The 16,947-nt window shown below is 33.9% G+C and carries 19 protein-coding genes and 1 riboswitch; of the genes, 17 read left to right on the top strand and 2 right to left on the bottom strand.

What is annotated here, in order from left to right; all coding sequences use genetic code 11:
- The first annotated feature begins 6 nt into the window (after window positions 1–6).
- From QJV49_RS00510 to QJV49_RS00540, 7 genes are all read left to right on the top strand, one after another.
- Window positions 7–447: a cytidine/deoxycytidylate deaminase family protein gene (locus QJV49_RS00510; protein WP_021721810.1), complete on the top strand. Its 441-nt coding sequence runs from the start codon at window positions 7–9 to the stop codon at window positions 445–447.
- 95 nt (window positions 448–542) lie between these two features.
- Complete coding sequence (locus QJV49_RS00515; RefSeq protein ID WP_225511326.1) at window positions 543–1,271, top strand: acyl-[acyl-carrier-protein] thioesterase; 729 nt, start codon at window positions 543–545, stop codon at window positions 1,269–1,271.
- Between the two features lie 49 nt (window positions 1,272–1,320).
- Window positions 1,321–2,094, top strand: coding sequence for a TIGR01457 family HAD-type hydrolase (locus tag QJV49_RS00520; RefSeq protein ID WP_023189313.1), 774 nt, complete (start codon window positions 1,321–1,323; stop codon window positions 2,092–2,094).
- Window positions 2,095–2,196: 102 nt separating this feature from the next.
- Entirely contained in the window at window positions 2,197–2,814 is a 618-nt protein-coding gene (locus QJV49_RS00525) for a TIGR01906 family membrane protein (protein ID WP_225511327.1), read from the top strand.
- A 258-nt stretch (window positions 2,815–3,072) separates the two neighbouring features.
- Window positions 3,073–4,062, top strand: a complete 990-nt coding sequence (gene guaC / locus QJV49_RS00530; protein WP_012897747.1) for a GMP reductase — start codon at window positions 3,073–3,075, stop codon at window positions 4,060–4,062.
- A gap of 62 nt (window positions 4,063–4,124) precedes the next feature.
- Window positions 4,125–4,222: riboswitch (purine riboswitch) on the top strand.
- Between the two features lie 111 nt (window positions 4,223–4,333).
- Window positions 4,334–4,927 (top strand): xanthine phosphoribosyltransferase, encoded by a 594-nt coding sequence (locus tag QJV49_RS00535; RefSeq protein ID WP_003132093.1) that lies wholly within the window; start codon window positions 4,334–4,336, stop codon window positions 4,925–4,927.
- Window positions 4,928–4,975: 48 nt separating this feature from the next.
- Window positions 4,976–6,280, top strand: a complete 1,305-nt coding sequence (locus QJV49_RS00540) for a nucleobase:cation symporter-2 family protein (RefSeq protein ID WP_225511328.1) — start codon at window positions 4,976–4,978, stop codon at window positions 6,278–6,280.
- 33 nt (window positions 6,281–6,313) lie between these two features.
- On the opposite strand, the gene QJV49_RS00545 is transcribed toward QJV49_RS00540, so the two are convergent.
- Window positions 6,314–6,727, bottom strand: a complete 414-nt coding sequence (locus QJV49_RS00545) for a hypothetical protein (protein ID WP_225511329.1) — start codon at window positions 6,725–6,727, stop codon at window positions 6,314–6,316.
- A 78-nt stretch (window positions 6,728–6,805) separates the two neighbouring features.
- Entirely contained in the window at window positions 6,806–7,315 is a 510-nt protein-coding gene (locus QJV49_RS00550) for a tRNA (cytidine(34)-2'-O)-methyltransferase (protein ID WP_225511330.1), read from the bottom strand.
- A 410-nt stretch (window positions 7,316–7,725) separates the two neighbouring features.
- On the opposite strand from QJV49_RS00550, the gene QJV49_RS00555 reads away from it, so the two are divergent.
- From QJV49_RS00555 to QJV49_RS00600, 10 genes are all read left to right on the top strand, one after another.
- The gene (locus QJV49_RS00555; RefSeq protein WP_225511331.1) at window positions 7,726–8,232 is read left to right on the top strand and encodes a dihydrofolate reductase; all 507 of its coding nucleotides are present in this window, start codon (window positions 7,726–7,728) and stop codon (window positions 8,230–8,232) included.
- 243 nt (window positions 8,233–8,475) lie between these two features.
- Window positions 8,476–9,711: an ATP-dependent Clp protease ATP-binding subunit ClpX gene (gene clpX / locus QJV49_RS00560; protein ID WP_225511332.1), complete on the top strand. Its 1,236-nt coding sequence runs from the start codon at window positions 8,476–8,478 to the stop codon at window positions 9,709–9,711.
- Window positions 9,708–10,295: a ribosome biogenesis GTP-binding protein YihA/YsxC gene (yihA, locus tag QJV49_RS00565; protein ID WP_225511333.1), complete on the top strand. Its 588-nt coding sequence runs from the start codon at window positions 9,708–9,710 to the stop codon at window positions 10,293–10,295. Before clpX ends, yihA begins: the two co-directional genes overlap by 4 nt.
- Before the next feature lie 53 nt (window positions 10,296–10,348).
- Entirely contained in the window at window positions 10,349–10,699 is a 351-nt protein-coding gene (gene folB / locus QJV49_RS00570) for a dihydroneopterin aldolase (protein WP_003132106.1), read from the top strand.
- Between the two features lie 79 nt (window positions 10,700–10,778).
- Window positions 10,779–11,828 (top strand): GTP cyclohydrolase I FolE, encoded by a 1,050-nt coding sequence (gene folE, locus QJV49_RS00575; protein ID WP_225511334.1) that lies wholly within the window; start codon window positions 10,779–10,781, stop codon window positions 11,826–11,828.
- Window positions 11,825–12,898 carry a dihydropteroate synthase gene (gene folP, locus QJV49_RS00580; RefSeq protein ID WP_225511335.1) on the top strand — a complete coding sequence of 358 codons (1,074 nt, stop codon included), beginning with the start codon at window positions 11,825–11,827 and terminating at the stop codon, window positions 12,896–12,898. The genes folE and folP overlap by 4 nt, the downstream gene beginning before the upstream one ends.
- Window positions 12,899–12,900: 2 nt before the next feature.
- Entirely contained in the window at window positions 12,901–13,398 is a 498-nt protein-coding gene (locus QJV49_RS00585) for an NUDIX domain-containing protein (protein ID WP_225511336.1), read from the top strand.
- A gap of 18 nt (window positions 13,399–13,416) precedes the next feature.
- On the top strand, window positions 13,417–14,700 hold the full coding sequence (locus tag QJV49_RS00590) for a folylpolyglutamate synthase/dihydrofolate synthase family protein (RefSeq protein ID WP_225511337.1): 1,284 nt from the start codon (window positions 13,417–13,419) through the stop codon (window positions 14,698–14,700).
- A gap of 126 nt (window positions 14,701–14,826) precedes the next feature.
- Complete coding sequence (locus tag QJV49_RS00595) at window positions 14,827–15,468, top strand: deoxynucleoside kinase (RefSeq protein WP_281449172.1); 642 nt, start codon at window positions 14,827–14,829, stop codon at window positions 15,466–15,468.
- Between the two features lie 189 nt (window positions 15,469–15,657).
- Window positions 15,658–16,944: a homoserine dehydrogenase gene (locus tag QJV49_RS00600; RefSeq protein WP_225511339.1), complete on the top strand. Its 1,287-nt coding sequence runs from the start codon at window positions 15,658–15,660 to the stop codon at window positions 16,942–16,944.
- Window positions 16,945–16,947 lie beyond the last annotated feature (3 nt).

Raw genomic sequence — 16,947 nt, forward strand, 5'->3', positions numbered from 1 at the left:
TGCATGATGTCAGAGAAATTTACAAGACCAAGTAAAGATGAATATTTTAAAGAAATTGTCCAAGTGGTTGCAAAACGATCAACTTGTAACCATGCTCAAGTAGGAGCTTTATTGGTCAGTCCAAATGGTCAACTTCTTTCTACTGGCTATAATGGGGCGGTTTCAGGGATGCCTCATTGTACTGATATAGGTTGTACCGAAGATAAATATGGGCACTGTGTAGCAACGGTTCATGCAGAACAAAATGCGATTGCTCAAGCTGCTAAACATGGCGTTTCACCTGAAGGAGCGATTTTATATACAACTTTATTTCCTTGCCTTGCTTGCCTGAAATTAGTTGTTGCTGCTGGTGTGAAAGAAATTAAATACATTGATGAATATCATGCTAAAGATCCTTATGAAGAATTATTGATTGATACTTTAGAAATCGCCTGTGAAAAAATTTAATTAGCTCTGAGAACTATAAAAACTCTAGCTATAGATGAGCAATTTATGAAAATTGCTCTTTTTTTTGCTAAAATAGAAGGCGAGGTTATCATAAAATGGGTATAAAATATCAACAAAATTATCAAGTTCCTTTCTATGAAAGTGATGCTTTTAAAAAAATGCGAATTTCAAGCCTTTTAGCTGTGGCTTTACAGATTTCTGGAGAGCAATCAACAGCACTTGGACGTTCAGATGTCTGGGTTTTCGAGAGATATGGCCTCTTTTGGGCAGTTATTGAATATGAATTAACGATTCATCGTTTACCAGAATTTAATGAAAAAATAACAATTGAAACTGAAGCAACTAGTTATAATAAATTCTTTTGTTATCGTAATTTCTCATTTTTAGATGAAAATGGAGAAGTTTTAGTTGAAATTCATTCAACTTGGGTTTTGATGGATAAAGTAACGAGAAAAATTGACCGTGTATTGGATGAAATTGTTGATCCTTATGAATCTGAAAAAGTATCAAAAATTTCACGTCCTCATAAATTCCGTAAAATAGATGAATTTATTGATGCTCAAAAAATTGTTTATCCTGTCCGTTTTTCAGCATTGGATATGAATGGACATGTTAATAATGCGAAATATTATGATTGGGCAGCTGATATGGTGGATTTTGAATTCCGTAAAAGTCATCAACCCAAACATGTATTTATAAAATATAATCATGAAGTCCTTTATGGTGAAGAAATTAATGCTTTAATGTCTTGGGAAGACGAAGTGAGTCATCACAATTTTAATGACGGAAGTACTCAAATTGAAATTCACTGGGGAAAAATTTAATGACAGCTCTGTCAGTAAATTTTAGTGATAAAAAGTAGAAGAGAATAAAATGACAAATAAAAAATATGGTGGTTACTTAATTGACCTTGACGGGACAATTTACTTGGGAAATAAACGTATTCCTGCAGGCGAGAATTTCATTCATCGGCTACAAGAGGCTAAAATACCTTATCTTTTGGTCACAAATAACACGACAAAAACACCGCGCGTGGTACAACGCCGTTTGAGTCAACAATTTAATATTGACACTCCATTGGAAACGATTTATACTGCAAGTCTTGCTACTGTTGATTATATGAATGATTTAGGCTTAGAAAAAACAGTTTATATCATTGGAGAAGATGGTCTTAAAGAAGCGATTTATGAGGCGGGTTACAAAAAAGATCGTGAGAATCCAGCTTACGTTGTGGTCGCTTTAGATACTGATTTAACTTATGAAATGCTTGTCTTGGCTACTCTTGCAATTCATAATGGAGCTAAATTTATCGGAACAAATCCTGATTTGAATTTACCAAACGAACGTGGTTTGACTCCTGGAGCTGGAGCGCTGATAAAAATGCTTGAAGCAGCAACACGAGTTGAAGCAACAATTATTGGTAAGCCAGAAGCTATTATTGCCAATAAAGCGGTCGAAAAATTAGGGCTTCCTAAATCTGATTTATTAATGGTTGGCGATAATTATCTGACAGATATCCATACGGGCATTAATAACGGAATTGATAGCTTGCTTGTCACAACTGGATTTACAAGAGCTGAAGAAGTACCAAATCTTCCAGTTCCTCCGACTTATGTTGTAGCTAGTTTAGATGAGTGGGAAGTATGAAAATATTACTGACAGGTCTGTCAGTAATTGATAGCTTTTAAAAATTTACTGACGGAAAAATTAATTTCTGTCAGTAAATTTTAGAATACTTTGGGAGCGCTTATGAGAGATAAAGTCATTTTTGGATTTAGTATTTTATGGATTATTGCCTTGTCAATAACTTTAACTATTTTTTTGGCGATTCCCTTATTTTTTGGTGAAATTTTTTGGTATCAATTGACCGATTTAGTTCAAATGACTGCTGGTAAAATATGGCAAAATTTTTTGATTCTGATGAATTATTTAATTAATCCTTTGGAAACGAAACTGTCTATGCCTGATTTTCCTTCGTCAGCAAGTGGTCTCCATCATTTCGCAGAAGTGAAAAATTTGTTTATGTATGTTTTCTTTCTGACAGTCATTCTAATTCCTTTCATTATTCGATTTATGAAAGAAAATCTTTCGCTTGTTTTCCATAATGCGCTCAGAGTTGTCATGCTCTTTCCTTTAGCAATTGGAATTATTGCTTGGTTAATTGGTTTTGACCAGTTTTTTGTAGCTTTTCATGAAGTGCTTTTTCGGGATAATAGTTGGCTTTTTGACCCAGCGACTGACCCGATTATTAGCGTTTTACCTGAGCAATTTTTCATGCATAGCTTTTTAATCTTTTTACTCATCTATGAATTAATCTTTTTTGTCATTTATAGACGTGGAACTTTATTTTTAAAGAAAAAATACTGACAGAATGGTCGGTGTTTTTTTATTGTTTGTTATTTCCGAATGATATAATGTGTTTTTTGAAGAAATAGAAGTAAATAACTAAAAAAACCGTTTAATTGAGATAAAATGAATAAGGAAGGTTGAGCAGACAGAGATTTTATAATCGTTCAACTAGTGAAACCCGAAGGGTTTGGTCGGTCTTTTCTGTAAATCAAATCATAAATGAGTTCACAGGCTAGAAATTCATAAAAGCCTACTCATTCTCAAGGAGAAATTGCAATGAATAATCTAAACTCAGTATTTGACTACGAAGACATCCAACTTATCCCAAATAAATGTGTCATTAACAGCCGTTCAGAAGCAGACACAAGCGTAAAACTGGGAAATTTTACGTTCAAGCTCCCTGTTGTTCCAGCGAATATGCAAACCATTATTGATGATAAAATTGCTGAAATGCTTGCAAAAGAAGGTTATTTCTATATCATGCACCGTTTTGAAGCAGAAAATAGAGCGGCATTTATTAAAAAAATGCACCAACAAGGCCTGATTGCCTCAATTTCTGTTGGTGTAAAAGCAGATGAACATGCTTTTATTCGTGAAATTTCAGCAGATGCCCTCATTCCTGAATTTATTACAATTGATATTGCTCATGGACATGCAGATTCTGTCATTAAAACGATTCAATTAATTAAACGTTTGATGCCACAAACTTTTGTTATTGCTGGAAATGTTGGAACGCCAGAAGCTGTCCGTGAATTGGAAAACGCTGGAGCAGATGCGACTAAAGTCGGCATTGGTCCAGGGAAAGTATGTATCACAAAAGTTAAAACTGGATTTGGTACAGGCGGTTGGCAACTTGCAGCGGTAAAATGGTGTGCTAAAGCAGCAAGTAAACCAGTTATTGCTGACGGTGGAATTCGTACCCATGGCGATATTGCGAAATCAATCCGTATGGGAGCAACTATGGTGATGGTCGGTTCACTTTTTGCTGCACACGAAGAATCACCAGGGCAAACTGTTGAACGTGACGGACAACTTTTCAAAGAATATTTTGGATCGGCTTCAGAATATCAAAAAGGTGAACATAAAAATGTCGAAGGAAAAAAAATTCTCCTTCCTCACAAAGGCTCACTTAAAGATACATTGAAAGAAATGGAAGAAGATCTCCAAAGTTCAATTTCTTATGCTGGCGGTCGTGATTTGTCTGCGCTGACAAAAGTTGATTATGTTGTTGTTAAAAACTCAATTTGGAATGGTGATGCGATTTAGTAAGCATTTTCTTTCCCATTGTTCGGGAATACCAAAACTTATGCTTGAAAAACTTTAGCATTTAGTCTATAATAGAACAATCTTATTTATACCTAGAATATGGCTGGGCGTTTCTACCTCGTACCGTAAATGCGAGACAATAAGGAAATTCGATTTTTCAGTAAATTTAATTTCTTTTTTGCGTATTTGAAACGTCTTGTTATTTTTTATAACGAGACGTTTTTCTCACCTGTGGGCACAGATGAGAAAAAATTTTTTTAAGGAGAGAATAATGAAGTTATTAGAAGACCGCATTCATACAGACGGTCAAGTATTAGGACAAGACATTCTTAAAGTTGACCGCTTTTTGACACACCAAGTGGATTATCAATTGATGAAGGAAATCGGGAAACGTTTTGCACAAGTTTATGCAAATGCAGGAGTTACAAAAGTCGTAACCATTGAAGCAAGTGGAATTGCCCCTGCCTTATATGCTGCTGAATCACTCAACGTTCCAATGATTTTTGCTAAAAAAGCAAAAAATGTAACCATGAATGATGATTTATTGATTACAGAAGTTTATTCTTTCACTAAAAAATTAACTTCAACTGTCCAAATTTCAAGCAAACTCATTGAAGAAGGCGATAAAGTCTTGATTATTGATGACTTTTTAGCTAATGGTCAAGCAGCACTTGGTTTGGTTCATTTAATGGAACAAGCTAAAGCAGAAGTTGTTGGTTTAGGAATGGTGATTGAAAAATCTTTCCAAGATGGTCGTCAAAAACTTCTCGACCAAGGAATGAAACTTACCAGTCTTGCCCGGATTGAAAAGTTTGAAGATGGTAAAGTCATCTTCGCCCCAGCCGATGATAAAGATTTCGACTAAGCTTAAGCAATAAGAAAATAAAAAAAGAAAAATTTAAGGAAAATCAAAATGTCTCAAAAAAATGAACAAAGCCAGGAGCAAAGTAACTCAAAATCTGCTGTTTTAGGATTGCAACATCTGCTGGCCATGTATTCAGGTTCAATTCTTGTTCCAATCATGATTGCTGGAGCTTTAAATTACTCAGCAACTCAGTTAACCTATTTAATTTCAGCAGATATTTTCATGTGTGGTTTAGCCACTTTCTTGCAACTTCAACTACGTAAACACTTCGGGATTGGTTTACCAGTTGTCCTTGGAGTTGCTTTTCAATCTGTTGCTCCATTAATTATTATTGGTCAAAGACATGGCTCTGGAGCAATGTTTGGTTCATTGATGGTTGCTGGGGTTTTCGTTATTTTGGTTTCAGGAGTTTTCTCTAAAATCCGAAAACTATTCCCACCAATCGTTACTGGTTCAGTAATTACAACAATTGGTTTAAGTCTTATTCCTGTTGCTATCGGTAATATGGGGAATAATGTTGACAAACCAACAATCCAAAGTTTAATTTTAGCCGTTTCAACTATAGTGATTATTCTTTTAATTAATATCTTTACCACTGGATTTATTCGTTCTATTGCTATTTTAATTGGACTTATTGCTGGAACAATTTTGGCTGCTAGCATGGGCTTAGTTGATTTTTCAGTTGTTTCTCAAGCACCGTGGGCACACTTGCCACAACCTTTTTATTTCTCAGCACCTAAATTTTATCTGGCTGATTCATTAATGATGATTATTATTGCTATCGTGTCATTGGTCGAATCAACAGGAGTTTATTTGGCTCTTGCTGATATTACTGGTGAAAATCTTGATGAAAAACGTTTGCGTAATGGTTATCGTGCGGAAGGGTTTGCTGTATTTCTTGGTGGTGTTTTCAACACTTTCCCTTACACAGGTTTTTCACAAAACGTTGGTTTAGTCCAATTATCTGGAATTAAAACACGTAAACCTATTTATTTCACAGCTGGATTTTTAATTGTATTAGGACTTATTCCAAAATTTGCCGCTGTTGCACAACTTATTCCGACTCCCGTACTTGGTGGAGCAATGTTGATTATGTTTGGTATGGTTGCCACACAAGGAATTAGAATGCTGGCAAAAGTTGAATTTGAAGGAAATCAAAATCTTCTGATTGCTGCGGTTGCTATTGCGATGGGGGTTGGTTTTAACTCAACAAACTTATTTATAGCACTTCCAAGCTTTATTCAACCTTTTGTCTCTAATGGGATTGTGATGAGTACTGTTTCAGCAATTATCCTGAATTTGGTATTTAATCATGGAAAAAAAGATGAATTAGTTACTGACGAAACAAAATAAAATAAAATAAAAACTACCTTTAAGGTGGTTTTTTTATTGAAGTTTTTCTAAATCTCGCTGAAATTTCTTTTCAGAGTTAATTTCAAGAGAAACATCAGGAGCTACTAGAAAGTACTCTCCAAGTCGTCCAAAGGCTGGGATACGTACTTGATTGACTACAAGATAAATTTTATCCGGATAAGCATTACTCAGCTTATTTGGCGAAATATACAGTCCCAGCCAGTCCAAATGTTTTATTTCTTTAGAAAGGGGATCAAGCTCAGCTGGATTTTTTGTAGACATTCCGTCAGCAAGTAATTTTTCTTTGGTCTCTTTATTCATTGCAAATTGACCGGACCATGAGAGCTGCCCTTTCTTAAAAGCCTCTAAGACCCATGATTCATTTGCTAGTTTAGTTAGGCTGATTTGCCAATATTCAACAATTTCGTTGCCTAATTTAGTCTCCATAAAATACTTCATTGCTAAATAAAAGAACAATAAAAAACGCCTGTCAGTAACAGGACGTTTGTCTATTTATAAATACAATTATTTTAACTTATCTTTTTCATAAGTATGCACGAGTTCTAGTCCACGGAAATCTTGTTGTTTTAAAGCTTCATAGACAATCATACAAGCACAATTTGATAAATTTAATGACCGAACATGTTCGTCATTCATTGGAATACGAATACATTCATCACGATGTTCATGCATAAATTTTTCAGGTAAACCAGTATCTTCACGGCCGAACAAGAAGTAGTGATCTTTTTCATCATCGGAGTAATCAACGTCAGAATAAACGTGTTCAGCAAATTTACTGACCAAATAGAGTTGTCCTCCGTCATTAATTGAATTCATAAAATCATCTAAATTTTTATGATAGACAATATTTACCTTGTCCCAATAGTCTAAACCAGCACGTTTAAGGTGCTTATCAGAAATTTCAAAACCAAAGGGTTCAATTAAATGTAAAACGGTATTAGTAGCCGCACAAGTACGGGCGATATTTCCTGTATTGAAATGAATACGAGGTTCAAAAAGAGCAATATGATTCATGAAATACACTTTCTTAATAACAAAAATTTTACTGACAACTCTGTCAAAAGTCAACCATAGATACTCATCAGTAAAATGAGATTTACAATGACTATTTAGTTGATGACAAAAGGAGCTGTCAGTAAATTAATTAAAGTAAAAAACAAAAAAACTAGACCCCTCGGAGTCAATCTCAGCAAGAAGTCTAGTTGGGGGACTAATTTGCTTTAATCATAACAGGAAAGATTGAAACAAATTAATATAATTGATATCATACCACTTCTTTTGCCTTTTGTAAAGGAAAAACTGAATATTTTTATAAAAAAAATGAAATTTTTTTAAAACTGAGTGACCATTATCGAACTTGTCAAAGCGAAAACAGTAAAAATTTGCTATAATAGTAAAAGTAAAAATCAATGAGAGGGGTTGCTATGATAATTGGAATCTGGGCAGAAGATGAAGCGGGGCTTATCGGTGAAGCTGATAAAATGCCATGGTCTTTACCTGCTGAACAAAAACATTTTAAAGAAACAACCATGAATCAAGTGATTTTGATGGGACGAAAAACGTTTGAAGGAATGAACAAACGTGTATTGCCAGGGAGAATAAGTATTATTTTGACTCGCGATGAAACTTATCAATCAGATAATGAAAAAGTGCTCATCATGCATAACCCTAAGGAAGTTCTAGATTGGTACCATAAGCAAAATAAAGACTTATTTATAACAGGAGGAGCTGAAATTTTAGCCCTTTTTGAATCTGAACTTGAATTGCTCTATCGAACAGTTGTTCATGAAAAATTTAAAGGAGATACTTATTTTCCAAGTACATTTGACTTTGGAAATTTTAAACTAGTCTCTGAAAAATTTCACGATAAAGACGAGCGAAACTCTTATACTTTTACAATTAAAAAATATGAAAAAGTGAAACAACCATGACAAAATCAATTTTTGGGCTTTTCACAGCTCTCCTTTGTTGGATTAGCATTGTCATCGCTATTCAATGCTTTAGAAAAAGACGTTGGGGTCTGGGAGTATTGTTTTTACTCAATGCTTTTACAAACCTCGTAAACACAATTCACGCTTTTTCTGGAACTTTATTTTAAAAAATAGAAAAAGTGCTTTTTAAGTAATATAATAATACTTACTTTTTATGTTAGTGAAATCAGGAATAAAATAACTATGTCAAATACACAAAATCCAAATATACATTGTTCTTTCTGCGGAAAGAGTCAAGATGATGTAAAAAAAATGATTGCCGGTTCAGACGTTTATATTTGTAATGAATGTATTGAACTTTCAACTCGAATCTTGGAGGAAGAATTAAGAGAAGAACAAGATTCAGAAATGCTTGAAGTTAAAACACCTAAAGAAATGTTTGACCATTTAAATGAATACGTGATAGGTCAAGAAAAAGCAAAACGTGCACTTGCAGTTGCCGTTTATAATCATTATAAACGAATTAATTTCACAGCAAGTAAAATTGCTGAAGATATTGAACTACAAAAATCAAATATTTTATTAATCGGCCCTACAGGTTCTGGTAAGACTTTTCTCGCTCAAACTTTAGCGAAATCACTCAACGTTCCCTTTGCGATTGCAGATGCAACAAGTTTGACTGAAGCTGGTTATGTTGGAGAAGACGTTGAAAATATTCTCTTAAAACTTTTACAAGCGAGTGATTTCAATATTGAACGTGCCGAACGCGGAATTATCTATATCGATGAAATTGATAAAATTGCTAAAAAATCTGAAAATGTATCAATTACTCGAGACGTTTCCGGAGAAGGCGTTCAACAAGCCCTTTTGAAAATTATTGAAGGAACAGTTGCTAGCGTTCCACCACAAGGCGGACGTAAACATCCTAATCAAGAAATGATTCAAATCGATACCAAAAATATCTTATTTATTGTTGGTGGAGCTTTTGACGGAATTGAAGAAATTGTCAAACAACGTTTAGGCGAAAAAATTATTGGTTTTGGTGCCAATAATAAAAAATTAAATGACGATGATTCTTATATGCAAGAGATTATTGCCGAGGACATTCAAAAATTTGGCTTAATCCCTGAATTTATTGGTCGCCTACCAATTGTTGCTGCTTTGGAACGTTTGACCGAAGAAGATTTGATTCAAATTTTGACAGAACCTAAAAATGCTTTGATTAAACAATATAAACAGCTCCTTTTATTTGATAATGTTGAACTTGAATTTGAAGATGATGCTCTCATGGCAATTGCTAGAAAAGCAATTGAGCGCAAAACAGGAGCGCGTGGACTTCGTTCAATTATTGAAGAAGTAATGATGGATATCATGTTTGAAGTTCCAAGCCATAAAGAAATTACAAAAGTTATCATTAATGAAGCAGTTGTTGACGGAAAAGCTGAGCCACAAATGATTCGAGAGACCAAGAAAAAATGACCATAAATACAAATAATCTGACAATAACAATTTCAGCAGCATCAAAAAAACAGTACCCAGAAAATGATTGGCCCGAAATTGCCTTAGCCGGGCGTTCAAATGTTGGAAAATCAAGTTTTATTAATACTTTACTTAATCGTAAAAACTTTGCTAGAACTTCTGGTCAACCTGGTAAAACACAGTTGCTCAATTTTTATAATATTGATGATCAACTTCATTTCGTTGACGTACCCGGTTACGGCTACGCTCGTGTTTCTAAAAAGGAACGCGAAAAATGGGGTAAAATGATTGAGGAATATTTGACAACAAGAGAAAATTTAAAAGCAGTTGTAAGCTTAGTTGATATTCGTCATGAACCCTCAGAAGATGATTTGATGATGTACGAGTTTTTAAAATACTACCATATTCCAGTGATTTTAGTTGCGACCAAAGCAGATAAAGTTCCACGTGGTAAGTGGAATAAACATGAATCTATTATCAAAAAAGCAATGAAATTTGATAGTACAGACGATTTTATCATCTTTTCTTCTACTGATAAGACGGGATTTGAAGAAGCCTGGGCAGCGATTTTAAGATATCTCTGAAAATAGTGCTATGAAGAGATTCATAGCCTTTTCTGCACTTAAAAAGAGGAAATATGTACAAAATAAAACTTAATAATATAAAATTTAGGGCACATATTGGTGTTCTGCCAGAAGAAAAAGTTCTCGGACAAAATCTCGAAATTGATTTAATTGTGGAAACAAATTTTGATTTTTCAGGAAAAGATGAATTAGATGAAACTTTGTCTTATGTTGATTTCTATGAGGCAACAAAAGCTGTTGTAGAATCTTCAAAAGCTGATTTAATTGAACATGTTGCCTTTGAAATTATTCAAGCAGTAAAAGCTACTTCGGAGCGTATATCAACTGTTGAAGTCCATCTTAGAAAATTAGCTGTACCGATTGAAGGAATTTTTGATTCAGCTGAAATTGAGATGAGAGGCTAAAGCCAGCTTTTAAGATAAATATTTTAGAGAGATAGAATAGAAACAAAATCATAAAAGATTATGTCTAAATGGAGGACTTATGCAAACAACTTATTTAAGCATGGGAAGTAATATTGGTGACCGTCAGTATTATTTACATGAAGCCATTCGTTTATTGGGAAAACACCCTAAAATTATGATTGAAAAAGTATCAAATTTTTATGAAAGTACTCCAGTCGGCGGCGTCAAACAAGATGATTTTACCAATTTGGCATTAAAGGTGGCAACGCTACTTGAACCTTTGGAATTATTATCTTTTATTCATGAAGTTGAGTTATCTTTGAACCGTGAGCGAAAAATTCATTGGGGGCCAAGAACAATTGATATTGATATTATTTTTTATGACGACTTAGAAATGCAAGAAGAAAACTTGGTTATTCCACATAAAGAAGCTTTCAATCGTCTTTTTGTCTTGAAGCCTATTTTTGAACTTATTGATAAAGACTTTAAGTATTATGCGTTAATGGAAAAAGCAATAGCTGAACTTTCAGTAAGTGAACAAGAACTCCATGTGATAGAAGAAGAACAAACACCAAGAAATCGTATTGAAGATGCCGTTAAAGAGATTCTTTTTGCAGTAGGGGAAAATCCAAATCGAGAAGGATTACTTGAAACTCCAGCAAGAGTAGCTAAAATGTATGAAGAAATTCTTTCATCACAACGTCTAAGTAATTTTAATGAGTATAAACTTTTTGAAATTGATTCTTCTAAAACTGATTCAATAGTGTTGATTAAAGATATTCCTTTTTATTCAATGTGTGAGCATCATATGTTACCATTTTTTGGGAAAGCTCATGTTGCCTATATTCCAGCTAATGGAAAAATTATTGGATTGTCAAAAATTCCTCGTTTAGTTGATTATGTTTCTCGCAAACTCTCAGTTCAAGAAAATATTACTCACGATATTGGAGATATTCTGACTGATATTTTGAATCCTAAAGGAGTGGCAGTTCTTGTTGAAGGACGTCACATGTGCGTTGAAATGCGTGGAGTAAAAAAAGTAAATTCTGTTACTAAAACTTCTTATTTTTTAGGTGAATTTAAAGAAAATAATGAAAAAAGAATGGAATTTTTAGAAAGTCTTTTATGAAAATCTTAGAGCTTAATCAAGAATCTTTTTCTCTTAAAAATATTATCCTAAAATTTGATGAATTAAATCAAAATGAATTGATTTCTCTTCAAAAAAAACTTTATCGAAATGGTAGTTTGACGAGACTGACTCCAGACTCCTTGTTAGTGGTTTTAACAATTGATGACTTAGCAAAATTGATTAATCTTTTTGAAAATGATGAAGATAAAAAAATGCTTGAAGTGATTTATAAGCGTCATCAAATCATTTGGTCAGGTAAAAATTTCAATTTTGATTTAACTAGAAAGTCAATTGTCTATTCAATCGTCAATGTTACACCAGACTCTTTTTATGATGGAAATCCAGATAATTTAAGCCTCTCTCATATTTTAAAAAGAGTAGAAGCTGATTTAGAAAATGGAGCTTCTGTTCTTGAGCTGGGAGGAAAATCATCGAAACCAGGATATGATGATATTAGCCCAGAAGAAGAATGGAACAGACTCAAAGAACCTGTTCTTGAGTTGAAAAAACAGTTTCCTAAAGCGATTTTGGCTGTCGATACGGACGAAGCTTATGTCATGGAACGAGTATTAGACGCTGGGGTTGATATTATTAACGATATTGATGGTTTTGATACAAGCGATAAATTAAAAGTGGTAGAAAAGTATCAACCGGCTGTAGTTGCTATGAATAATGGGCGAGCTGGTTTTAGTTATGCTGATAATGTTTATGAAGAGCTTCCATTATTTTTTGAAAATAAAAAAGAAGAATTACTTCAACTTGGTTTAAAAGCTGAACAAATCGTTATTGATCCTGGAGTTGGTTTTTTTAATGGAGATTCAGGTTCAGATAGTCTTGAGCGGGTTAAAACAACTGAACTTTTAAGTAGAATAGGTTTACCTCTTATGATTGCAATCTCTCGTAAGTCATTTATGGGAAAACTATTCAATGCCCAAGGAGAAGAGCGACTTTTTTCAAGCCTTGTCCTAGAAGCGCAAATGGTTGCTGACGGAGGACGGATTTTGCGTGTTCATGATGTTAAGGAGACTAAACGTTTACTTGATGCAATTGAAATTTATAAGGAATTTTAAAAATGAATGAAGACCTAATTGCTGAAATTCAACTTTTATCTGCTATTGGAAGTGACGAAAAATTTGACGAGATAATTCGGTTATTGAAAAATTCGACTTTAGAGCTTCGAGGAAAAAAGAATCCAGATTTACAATTGTCAGCCAGTGCATTAGTTTTTAAAAACCATAAATTATTTTTTATTGAACACCCTTATCAAAAGGAAATTTTACTTCCAGCAGGTCATGTTGAACTAGGGGAAAGACCATTAGAAACCGCAATTCGTGAGTTTCATGAAGAAACTGGTTTTTCCGCGTTAGAATCAGGCAAGTTGGTAGATGTTAACTTGATTAATATTCCTTACAACAAAATTAAGAATGAGAAAGAACATCAACACATTGATTTGCGTTTTCTATTGGAATTAAAAGAAAAAGAAGCAGACCTTGCTGAATTGCCTTTTTTCCTTCTTGATAGGACTGAAGCTCCTGATGAATTTAAAAAATATTATCAATACAAAAGATAAAGTAGAAAAGGTCACAAAATGTCTATAGAAGAAGCATTGGAATGGATACATTCACGTTTAAAATTTAATATTCGCCCAGGCCTAAGTCGTGTTTCGGCCCTTTTAGAATTGCTTGGTCATCCAGAAGAGTCTTTGTCAATGATTCACGTTGCTGGAACAAATGGAAAAGGCTCAACAGTCGCTTTCACACGCTCAATCTTTATGCAGGCAGGTCTGAAGGTTGCTTCTTTCACAAGTCCTTTCATCACCACTTTTGGTGAGCGGATGTCGATTAATGCACTCCCGATTGCTGATGATAAATTAATTTATTATGTAGAAATGATCCAGCCTCTTGTTGCTGAACTTGATAAAGATGCTGAACTGACTGGAATTACCGAATTTGAAATTATCACGGCAATGGCTTTTAAATATTTCGCTGATGAGCAAGTTGATTTAGCGGTTATTGAAGTTGGTTTAGGTGGACTTCTTGATTCAACAAATGTGATTAAACCTGTTGTTTCTGGAATCACAACAATCGGTTTAGATCATATTGATATTCTTGGTTCGACGATTGAAGAAATTGCAGCTCAAAAGGCTGGAATTATTAAACCAGGAATTCCAGTAGTTGTTGGAAATATTGAGTTAAAAGCGCTTCGGGTTATATGGGAAGTGGCTAGAAAAAATACAGCGCGTGTTTATCAATTTCCATATGATTATCGTACGGAAGTGGAAGAACACGAACATTTCAATTTCTTTTCTGGTCAAGAAGCAATATTGGATATTGAAAAATCTTTAGTTGGCTTACATCAAATAGAAAATGCTGGTATGGCTATTGAACTTTCTCTGGTTTATGCAAGTAAGGTTGGGATTGTATTGACTGAGGATGTGATTCGCTCTGGAATTCGTGAGGCTTTTTGGCCAGCTCGTATGGAAAAATTGGGTGAAAAGCCACTCATTTTACTGGATGGTGCTCATAATGTTCATGCGATGAATCGTTTGCTTGAAAACCTTAGCTCTGAGTTTCCAGATAAAAAGATTACAATCATTTTTTCAGCCATTACTACAAAAGATATTAGTCAAATGATAAAAATGCTTCAAACTGTGAAAAATTCGCATCTGATTTTGACAACTTTTGATTATCCGAAAGCTTTGAATTTGGGGGATTTTCAAAAATTGGAAGAAGAAGGGGTTGAATTGGCCCCAAGTTGGGAATTAGCTTTAGTTCGTGCGCAAAAAAATTTAGCTGAAGATGATTTGTTACTAGTTACTGGCTCTCTCTATTTCTCATCTCAAGTTCGTGAGTTTTTGAAAAAAGAGAAGTAATAAATAAAATAATTTTTTAGTTTTTAAAATTAATAAATAGTTGTAAATTTAAAAAATTCGGCTATAATAAAATAGATTTATAAATTCATTTCTTTATTTTGAAGAAATGACGAGGAGGAAAAGACAATTTTGATCGTATTAGCAGGTACAATTGGTGCAGGGAAGTCGAGTCTAGCAAAGGCTTTAGGAGAACATTTGAAAACGGATGTTTTTTATGAAGCGGTGGACAATAATCCTGTTCTTGATCTTTATTATCAAGATCCTCAAAAGTATGCTTTCTTGCTACAAATCTATTTTTTGAATAAACGTTTTGAATCAATTAAAATGGCTTATCGTCAGGATAATAATGTGCTTGACCGTTCGATTTTTGAGGATGAACTTTTCCTAACTTTGAACTATAAAAATGGAAATGTAACAAAAACTGAATTGGAAATTTATCAAGATTTATTAGCAAATATGTTGGAAGAACTTGATGGAATGCCTAAAAAACGTCCCGATTTATTGGTTTATATTGATGTCTCATTTGAAACAATGCTCAAAAGAATTGCACAACGCGGTCGTTCATTTGAACAAATTGAAAATCAAGAAGGGCTAAAAGATTATTATGCTCAAGTTCATGATGAATATCCTGATTGGTATAAAAATTATAATATCTCGCCAAAATTGAGAATTGATGGTGATTCTATCGATTTTGTCAACAATCCTGAACATCTTGATGAAGTTTTGGGACAAATAGATAATGAGTTGAAAAAACTAGATTTGCTTTAAAAATAGTGAAATTATTATTACTGACAAGGATTACTGACATGGCTGTCAGTAATTTTTATTCTTTTAAATTTACTGAGCTTTCTGTCAGTAAATTTTTTTCGATAAAAATGGTATAATATTAAGAAATTGAACGAAAGTTATTTTTTGAATTATCTTGAAATTTAATTTTTTGCTTGAAAAGGAGAAGTGATGACAGTAAATATAGCAATATTGGGGTTTGGCACAGTTGGAACTGGACTTCCAACTTTAATTTCTGAGAATAAACAAAAATTATCAAAAATTTTAGATGAAGAAATCGTCATTTCAAAAGTTTTGATGAGAGATGAAAAAGCAATTGAAAAAGCTAGAGCACAGGGTTATCAATATGATTTTGTTCTAACTTTAGAAGAAATTTTGGCTGATTCTGAGATTTCAATTGTTGTTGAGTTGATGGGACGGATTGAACCAGCTAAGACCTACATTACGAAAGTGATTAAAGCGGGTAAAAATGTTGTCACAGCCAATAAGGATTTACTGGCTGTTCATGGAACTGAATTGCGTGCTTTGGCAGAGAAACATCATGTTGCTCTTTATTATGAAGCGGCTGTTGCTGGTGGGATTCCAATCTTAAGAACTTTAGCCAATTCATTTTCATCAGACAAAATCACACATCTTTTAGGAATTCTTAATGGAACAAGTAATTTTATGATGACGAAAATGTCAGAGGAGGCATGGACTTACGACCAATCTTTGGCCAAAGCTCAAGAACTTGGTTATGCTGAATCTGACCCAACAAATGATGTTGACGGAATTGATGCCAGTTATAAATTAGCGATTTTAAGTGAATTTGCTTTCGGAATGACTCTAAGTCCTGATCAAATTTCTAAATCTGGTCTCAGAACGATTCAAAAAACTGATGTTGAGATTGCTCAACAATTTGGCTATATTTTAAAATTGACTGGTGAAATCAATGAGGTTGAATCAGGAATTTTCGCTGAGGTTAGTCCAACTTTTCTTCCAAAAAGTCATCCATTGGCCAGTGTCAATGGTGTTATGAATGCTGTTTTTATTGAATCAGAGGGAATTGGGGATTCAATGTTCTATGGGGCGGGAGCAGGTCAAAAGCCAACCGCTACGAGTGTTTTAGCTGATATTGTTCGAATTGTTAAACGGGAAAAAGATGGAACAATTGGGAAGTCATTTAATGAATACGCACGTCCAACGAGCTTAGCTAATCCTCACGATATTGTAAATAAATATTATTTTTCCGTTGAAACACCAGATTCAACTGGGCAACTATTGCGCTTGGTGGAGTTATTTACAAGTGAAGACGTTTCTTTTGAGCAGGTTTTGCAACAAAAAGGTGATGGACATCGCGCAGTTGTTGTGATTATCAGTCATCAGATTAACCGCGTTCAACTTTTGGCCATTCAGGATAAATTAAAAGAAGAAGTAGATTTTAAATTACTTAATTATTTTAAAGTTTTGGGGGACTAGGAA

It is taken from the genome of Lactococcus sp. NH2-7C (assembly GCF_029953655.1).
Classification (GTDB): Bacteria; Bacillota; Bacilli; order Lactobacillales; family Streptococcaceae; genus Lactococcus; species Lactococcus lactis.